General features: G+C 36.5%; 6 protein-coding genes. All 6 read right to left on the bottom strand.

Going from position 1 to position 8,305, the window contains the following annotated elements:
• Positions 1-150 (bottom strand): DUF4372 domain-containing protein (locus BW929_RS15615; RefSeq protein WP_143414010.1); only part of this gene is annotated, 150 nt, incomplete at its 3' end.
• A 141-nt stretch (positions 151-291) separates the two neighbouring features.
• A complete protein-coding gene (locus BW929_RS04575) occupies positions 292-639 on the bottom strand; it encodes a hypothetical protein (RefSeq protein WP_076544202.1) in 348 nt (115 codons plus the stop codon).
• 15 nt (positions 640-654) lie between these two features.
• A complete protein-coding gene (locus BW929_RS04570) occupies positions 655-1,536 on the bottom strand; it encodes a hypothetical protein (protein ID WP_076544201.1) in 882 nt (293 codons plus the stop codon).
• A gap of 61 nt (positions 1,537-1,597) precedes the next feature.
• The gene (locus tag BW929_RS04565; protein WP_076544200.1) at positions 1,598-2,053 is read right to left on the bottom strand and encodes an OmpH/Skp family outer membrane protein; all 456 of its coding nucleotides are present in this window, start codon (positions 2,051-2,053) and stop codon (positions 1,598-1,600) included.
• 112 nt (positions 2,054-2,165) lie between these two features.
• Complete coding sequence (locus tag BW929_RS04560; RefSeq protein WP_076544199.1) at positions 2,166-3,854, bottom strand: BamA/OMP85 family outer membrane protein; 1,689 nt, start codon at positions 3,852-3,854, stop codon at positions 2,166-2,168.
• 11 nt (positions 3,855-3,865) lie between these two features.
• Complete coding sequence (locus BW929_RS04555) at positions 3,866-8,284, bottom strand: translocation/assembly module TamB domain-containing protein (RefSeq protein ID WP_076544198.1); 4,419 nt, start codon at positions 8,282-8,284, stop codon at positions 3,866-3,868.
• Positions 8,285-8,305: the final 21 nt, after the last annotated feature.

The raw sequence follows: 8,305 nt of genomic DNA, 5'->3' as shown, positions 1-8,305 counted from the left end.
ACCATAGAGTAAAATCAAGAATAATCTTTTTGTTGTAAGTTTTTTAGTGTATTTATCCAGTTCAAGTTCAGTAACAATTTTTGAAAATAAATTAAAATTTATTGCAACAAGTAGTTGATTAAATGTGGTTTCTGTGATATCTTTGTCCATAGTGATTGCTCCTTATTTATTGGGATTTGGACAAAGACTATCCTAATCCCAATTATAAGGAGTTTTTCTATTTTAAGCAAGTATTCTCGCTGAAAATAGAACTTGACTTTTCTTAAATATTTTTATGCAATGCTAGTGAATTTATTTATATTTATTATCTATTTTATCAGCAAGTTCCTGGCTGATATCTTTTCCTCCCTGATAGATTGCTTGATCAATCAAAACACTGCTGTAACTTTTCTCCAGTGCCAGTTCCTCTGCTTCAACTCTTAAAATATCCATTATTTTATTTTCTGCCTGTTTTAGCGAAATCTGATTTTTTTCTGGGTCAGCTGCAATCTGATCTCTAATCTGACTTAAAAAAGAGCTGGCCGAAATCACTGCTTCTAAATTAACAACTGCTGTTTGCTCCTGTTTCTCTAAAAACAGCGGCAGCATCAATGCCAGAACAAGTATAAATATTGCAATAGCCTTACGATAATAGTGCATCAAAAATCCCCCGTTTTAATAGTACTGTTTTTTGCTTTTTTCAATAAAACTATCCAATTCTGCAGCTTTTTTCTCTCTGGCTGCTGCTAAATCTGATTTTATTTCTGTTCTAGCTGCTGCCAGTTCAGATTCGATTTTCTGTCTTTGTTCTGAAATGATCTCCTGATGTTGACTGCGAATCTGCTTTCTGTAATCAGAATACTGCTGATTAAATTCCATAATCAGATTACTGGTTTGATTAGAAATATCATTATTTAACTTAGAGTTCTTCTCCGCAATCAGAGCCTGCTGTTCTGAGCGCAGCTGCTTAAGCTGTTCCTGATATTTTTCTTTCTCACTTTCAGTTCGAGCCAAAAATTCAATTTTAAGCTGAAGATTTATCATTTTTAAATAATTATCTCTTATTTTTTTCTGATTAAAATCAGAATATTTGTTTCGAACCTCCTGCCTGAGCTGCTGCAGTTTTTGCAAAAGTTCATCTTCAAGCTGCTGGCGTTTTTCCTGAAGTAAATTTTTTTCTCTTTCTGCCAGTTTTCTGCGTTCTGCCTCCAGAGTCAGCATCCTTTCTTCCCGCAGACCATTCATCTTTTCTAAATAATTAGCGCTGATAACTGCCAGCATACTATTTTTACTCTGCTCCATCAATTCGAAACTTCTTTCTCTTAAACCTGCTTCAAAAGCCAGTTTTTCCTGTTTAAGTAAGTCTTTATCTGTCAGTATTTGAGCAGCAAAGCCATTCTCTAAAAATACCGGCTCTTTCTGCTGCAGTCTGTAAACAGGATAATCCTCTCTCCGTTGAGGAGTAAAAACATAAATAAGGAGAAAGGCAAAAATAAGAGCCAATAAAATTGCAGTTAAAAATTTTATGGAGATAAAATGATAGTCATATTTATCCATTTTGACCTTTCCCCTTTCTATTTAAGTATTAATTTGCGGACAGAACCCAAAATACAACTAATTACCATTCTTCCTTTAATTTTTCTAAAACATCATCTGTCAGATCATAGCCGCCATATAAAACCTGCTCATCTTCTAGAACAAATTTAACTTTTTTTTCCGCAGCAGTTTCTTTAATTACCTTTTCCACCTCTCGGGTAACAGAATCAAGGAGATCAGCCTCTAAATTCTGCAATTGATTCTGATATTTAGCCAGCATTTCTTTCTGTTCAACCCCGGAAAGATCTTCAGACTCATTTTCAAGCTGCTGTTGATATTCAGCTGCTTTCTGGTTTAGAGTTGACTCTGCTGCGGCACGAGCAGGATGCTCCTCAAAAACTCGCTCCAGATTTACGTAGGCTACTTTATCAACTGTTTTATCTTCTGTCAATATTCCAAGCAGAAGCACCGCAGCCAGGATAGCCGCTAATAAAAGCACCACTGCTAATTGAAACTTGCGATCATCACTCAAATTCATTTTTTTATTCCTCCAGGCGGTATTAAATTATCTCTAATTAAGTTAAATCATTATTCCTTAGTTTATAAAACTTAACTAGTTTATAAAACTTAATTTCTCTTATCTAGCTATTTTAAAATGTATTACCGATACTGAAGTGCAGCTGACCATCCTGATCTTCATCCCAGCCGTAATCTAAACGCAGCTGTCCAACAGGAGTATTCATCCTGACTCCAAGTCCATAACCATAATATAGATCATTTAGTGAGATACTATCTCTGTCTTCCCAGACATTACCGGCATCTGTAAAGATAACTCCTGTAAAGCTTTCATTTAAAGGAATTCGATATTCGATATTAAATAAGAGCAAATTATTATTGGCTTTATCTTCATAATCAAAATCACTTCTTTCATAACCTCGCAGACTGTCTGAGCCGCCCAGATCATATTCTTCTCCCTCAAGTGGTGTAGTGGCCTCACTTAAACCGAGTTTCATTCTTACAGCCAGCGCGTGATTTTTAAAGCCGTGGAAATACCGGCGGCTGTCCCAGTTGAATTTAGTAAATTTCATTTCTCCACCAACAATACCACCTGCATGCTCAATCTCAAAATCATTGATCGAACCAGAGGTCGGGTGGAACCTGTTATTAGTAGAATCTCTTCTAAAACCAAGGGTTAAAGAACGAAGACTATTATCATAAATTATCCCACTGTCATCGCTCCAGTATTCTTTTGTATCCTGAACTCTGTATCGCAGTGAAGTTCTCCAGTCATTAGGAAGTGGATGACCAAAAGTTATACTTCCACCCCTGCTTTCCCGCTTATAATCATCACCATCAGAGTTTGTTCTCTCGGTTTCACGGTCATAGACACTAAAACCAAAGGAAAAATCGCTCTGCCAGAGATAGGGTTCATAAAAGTTTAAAGAATAGGTGGTTGTATCACCAAACTGCCATTTGGCACTTATATTCTGGCCATTTCCAAAAAGATTTTTCTCACTAACATCAACAAAACCAAGCCAGCCATCTGTGGAGCTGTACCCTCCACCAAAATTGAGTCTTCCAGTCTGGCCTTCCTCAAGGTTAATCACCAGTTTTGCCAGATTTTCTTCGCTTTCTACTCGCTGCAGTTCCGGATTTATATTTTCAAAAAACTCAAGCCGATGCAGATTCTGATAGCCCCGCTGGATTTTCTTAATATTAATAACATCTCCAGCTTCTATCGGCATTTCTCTCAAAATAACATCATTTTTGGTTTTAGTGTTGCCGCTAATCTCTATAGAATCAAGATAGCCAGGACTAATCTCAACAGTTAAAATTCCTTCCTCTGAGATATTCACATCTTTATAACGAGCCAGGATATAACCATCATCCTGCATCTTTTCCTGAAAAGCTTTTAGATTTTCATTCATCTTTTTAACATTTAAAACCGTCTCTAACTTTAGATCAAGAGCTTCCTTAATTTCTGCCTCAGAATACAAATCTCCATTGCCGGAAATATTAATCTCCCTGAGCACCGGGTTTTCTACAACTTCGAAAATTACATTCAATCCACCTTCAAAGTTTTCAAAAACAATATTTACATCAGAAAAATATCCCAGTTCAAATACAGCCTGCATATCTGAACGCAGTGCCTCCTGATCTGTCTGATCTCCAACTTCAGTTTTCACTGCATTTAAAATTTCAAAATCACTAACATAATCATTACCTTCGACTGTAATTTTAGTAATCTCATCAATTGGAATATTTTGAGCTGCGGTCGGAACAGCAATTGCAAATATCACTGCAAAAATAAGAACTGCTGTCAATAAACTATTTCTCATTACTCTGCCTCCTAAAATTCGATTTCTGTTTCTATACTGATCTGATATTCATTATCACCAAAATAAGTACCCTTTAAAACTGTGGGGTCAGTTAATTTATATTGAAAGGATATTTCACCTCTGCGACCTTCCTCGTTAAAAAATGAAGCATATTCTAAGTAAAGTTTATCTGTAATATTTTTACCCAGATAAATTGCAAATTCTCTTTCTAAACCATACTGAAAAGCATCAATTTCTGCCCGGTCAAGAGAAAAGATTGTCTCAAAATCTGATTCCAGATCAGAAATTACTCCTCGCTGCAGAAATGAATTTACAACGCGCATTAATTCCTGCCAGATAATATTTTGAATTCCTATATCTTCTCCACCAATTATGGCAGAACCCAGAGCTCCCCGGGTAGACAATAAATTCAGGATTTCTTCTTCTGTTAGATCAGAATCAGAGCTGAGAGAAATCCGCATATTATTTGCCGGGCCATTTAAGTTTATGTTAATTTCATGACCACCAGCATAGGTAATAGCATTAACACTCAGACTCGGGATATCATTTTCATCAACCGGTGTAAAAACCGCTTCGGCATTTTCCAGTTTAAAACGGGAATTATAATAAGTAAAATTCCCTTCTTCACTGCGCAGCCGACCTTCCATTGCCAGTGATTCTTCCAGACTGCTGTCAAACTGAAGATTGAGGCTCCCACTTTGGACCATAACTTCCATGTTTTCATTTTCAACAGTTACATTTTCCCCCGGTCTGATGTCGATATTAATTTTCGGAACAAAAGCTCCCGGTTCCGACTCACTGGCCGGCCACTTGAAGGGAATTCCTATCTTAAAATCATAAGCCAGTAGATCTCCTGCAAGCACAGGATTAAATAAGGGTCCCTTAAAAATAAGTTCAGCATCAAAATCCCCTGCCAGCGAACCATATTCAAAATACAGCTTTTGACCACTGAAATTTAAATCCCAGGCATTCTCCTGCTCAAGCAGATTTAGATCTCCACTAACCCTGAAGTTTCCATCTGCAAAACTTCCATTTAGACTTTCAATAACGGCACTACCATCTCTAAGATTTATTTTTGCACTCAGATCCTCAATAGGATCTGTGAGACCAAGATTAAGTCTTTCAGCCACAAGATCAAGGTTACCACTCAAAGCTGGCGATTCCAGACTCCCTTCGGCCCTAAAAGAACCATTAATTCTACCGGAAGCAGAGTAATCCTCTCCCAGAAAAGAAATCAAAAATCCAAGTGGCAGTGATTCCAGATTGGTACTCAAATTTAATTGATGGTCAATCATAGAATAACTTCCGTCAAGTTTAAGGCTGCCTCCACTTTTATAATTAATACTTTCCGAGACCGAAAATCTGCGATTACTCTCAAGCAAAATTTCTCCTTCGACTACTTCTACAGGATTATTATTAACAGTTAATTCCCGCAGATTATGACTGACTCTTACAACTGGAGATTTAAGGCTCCCCTCAACCGAACCACTAAAATCAACCAGACTTTTTAAATTTAAATTAAAATCATACTGTCTGGAGTTAAAATCAACTTCTACATCTGACCCTTTAAACTCAAGGGCAAAATCATCATCAACAGTCCCGGCTAAACTTAAATTGCCCTGACCTGACTCCGAATTAGCCCTGAGATCAAGTTGAGCCTGATAATCAAGACCAGTAGATTTAAAATCTATGTTTCCTTTAAAAATCAGATCAGATGCCAGAGGGTAAAAATCAACAAACTTAAAGGTTAACTCTCTGGCCGGGATTTCCAGCAGTTCAATTTTTAAGTCACTTTTCGGCTGACTATTTATATCCAATATCTGACCATTTATATTATATCTGCCAGAACCAGCAGTGAAATTGAATTGGTCAACTAATACTTTATTTTCACTTATTCTGTAAGTTAAAGAATTATCTCCAAGCTCCAGATTAAAATTTGCAAAACTTAAGTTTTCAGAATCAAGTTCAAAATTAAATACTGCTTTATCCATTTCACCGCGCAACTTCCCTTTTAAGGAAAGGCTGCCCTCAACTTTTCCGGCAGCAAACTGATAATTACTCAGATAATTTGCTGGTTCAAAGCCACTGATATTTAAATTAATGTCAAAACCTTCTTTAAAGTTAAAACTACCTCCTGCACTCAGCTGCAGATTTTGCTGCTCTGCAGTTAATGTTTTCACTACAAAATCACCATTTGTCCTGATAATTTCTGCCTGAAGTTTGGAAAATTCAATTTCCTGACCGTCTAATTGCAAAATACTGCTGGCAGCTGCCAGTTGTAAATTCAAATCATAATCTGTCAACCTGCCGCTGAGTGCTGCCTGCAGCTGAATCTCTCCACTTAAAGGTATATTTTGAGAACTGAAATCCGCTATATCCTGAAAATATAGATTTTGACTGTTCAGCTGCAGGTCAAGCTCTGCCTCCTCAAGCTGGGAAAGATGTCTCAGCTCACCAGAAGCAGAAATAGCTGCCTGTGCAATTTTTGCCTGAAAGTCATTAATCTGCAGGTTATCATTTTCATAAATTGCAGATAAACTTAAATCATCAAGCAAATAATCTTCATATTTTAATTCTGCCATTTTGAGTCGAATATTGACCGTAGGACTGGCAAAAGAGTTGGTAATTGAACCTTCCAGAAAATCCAGATCAGTATTTAGCCCGGATAAGACAGTTAAGTCTTCTGCTAAAAATTCATTCAGCAGCTCAGGTTCCAGATTTCGAGCGGCATAACGCAGCTGCATTGTTTGCGAATCTAAATCTAGCTCCCCCATTAAGTCCAGGCGACCATAATCAGAAATCAGTTTTAAAGAATTAAGAAATAACCTGTTATCTGTATACCAGAAAGAACTGTCAATTTTAAAATCAGCCCCATAAGCCGCTGACTTGAAAGCTAAACTTAAATCTCCATTTGTTGACAGCTCATCAATGCCATTATAAATACCGGCTGTATTAATTTTAAAGTCTAAATGTCTGTCTTTTATTTTATCAATTTGATTAAGATAATTGCCATCTCTCAGATAATCTATCTGATTAAGCCCGGACATAATATCTTCAGTCAAAATAAAATTTTCTGCTTCAGCACTTAAAAGATAATTTTTCTCTGCAAGATTATAACTACCTCTTAAATCAAGCTGGTTTTGATCATTCAATAAAAATTTTGCCCGGTTTATAAACAGTTCTTTTTGATCAAGTATTGCTGATAACTCGATCTGTTTTAAATCTAAATAATCACCCCGGAGCTCAGAAGCCGAAATTTCTGCCGCAGCCGACTGAATCTGATTTTCTTTAGCAGTCAGCTGAAAGTCAAAATTAAGCCTGGCTGTCTCTAGATAAGGGGTTAAAAATTTATAATTATAGTTAAAGTCTTTTCCTCTGAGCTTGAGTTTGTAATCTTTGTTCTGATTCCACTTAAAACTTAAATCCAGAGGATTTTGATCCCAGAAGATCTTATTTTTAATCACTGCCAGGCTCAATTCAGGCCCGGAAATTTTAATATTCAAAGCAGGAGCACTTAAACTAATACTCTCCTTCTGCTCAGATTGGCTGCTGTAGCTGCTCTGAAGTTCCAGATTTTTAAGATCGAGCTGACTCTGATAATTTTGCAGCCCATAATCTTTAAAGTTAAGTTCTCCTCTAACTGAACTTAAACCACTAAGAGTTTTCAAATCAATCTCCAAACCCTGATAATCAATACTAGATAATGGCAGGTTCTCCACCACCTCCGGCAGCTTTAAATCCTGAGCATTAAAATAAATACTAGCAGCTGAACTTTCTCTAACAAACTGCAGATCAACTTTGCTTAAATTAATATCATTTAAGCTCTGGCCACTGCTCAGTTTAAGCTGTCTGAGATCTAAGGCTGTAGAGACATTTAAATCATAAACATCACCTGCTTTAGCTGCCAGACCAAGCTGCAGATCATTTAATTTTAAATCTAAAGTTTCAGTATTCAGACTCAAACTGGAATCTCTAATATTAACTCTTAAATCTTCCAGAAAATCAGGTAGATTTAAGCCTCTTAAAAAATCATCCTGATTCAAAACAGCTCTAAAATTTTGAGTCCCGGATGAGTTTTGGTTTAAATTCAAAAATTCACTTTGAACTTCAATTTCTGCTCCCAGAAGTTCAATAAATTCAACCTGGATTATTTCATCCTCTCGAAAATTAAGGCTATAATCAAGATTTAACGCATCAGCCTTAAAAGAACTACCACTTTCAGAAGTAAATTCAAATTTATTAAGGCGAATTCGATTTAGAGGCCATAAAGAGACAGAGCTGAAAGAAATTTCTCCCTTAAACCTTTCTTCCAGAAAAGCAATAATATCATCTTTAAAATATTGGGGTAAACCGCTCAACAGACTCAAAAAATAAGCTGAGATAAGCAGTAAAATCAAAACCCCCAAAAGATATTTTATTTGCTTATCCATTTAAAAACCTCCATCGAAAGC

This window comes from Halanaerobium kushneri (genome assembly GCF_900156285.1).
GTDB classification, from domain to species: domain Bacteria; phylum Bacillota; class Halanaerobiia; order Halanaerobiales; family Halanaerobiaceae; genus Halanaerobium; species Halanaerobium kushneri.
This window is presented reverse-complemented; position numbering and strand designations above follow the sequence as displayed.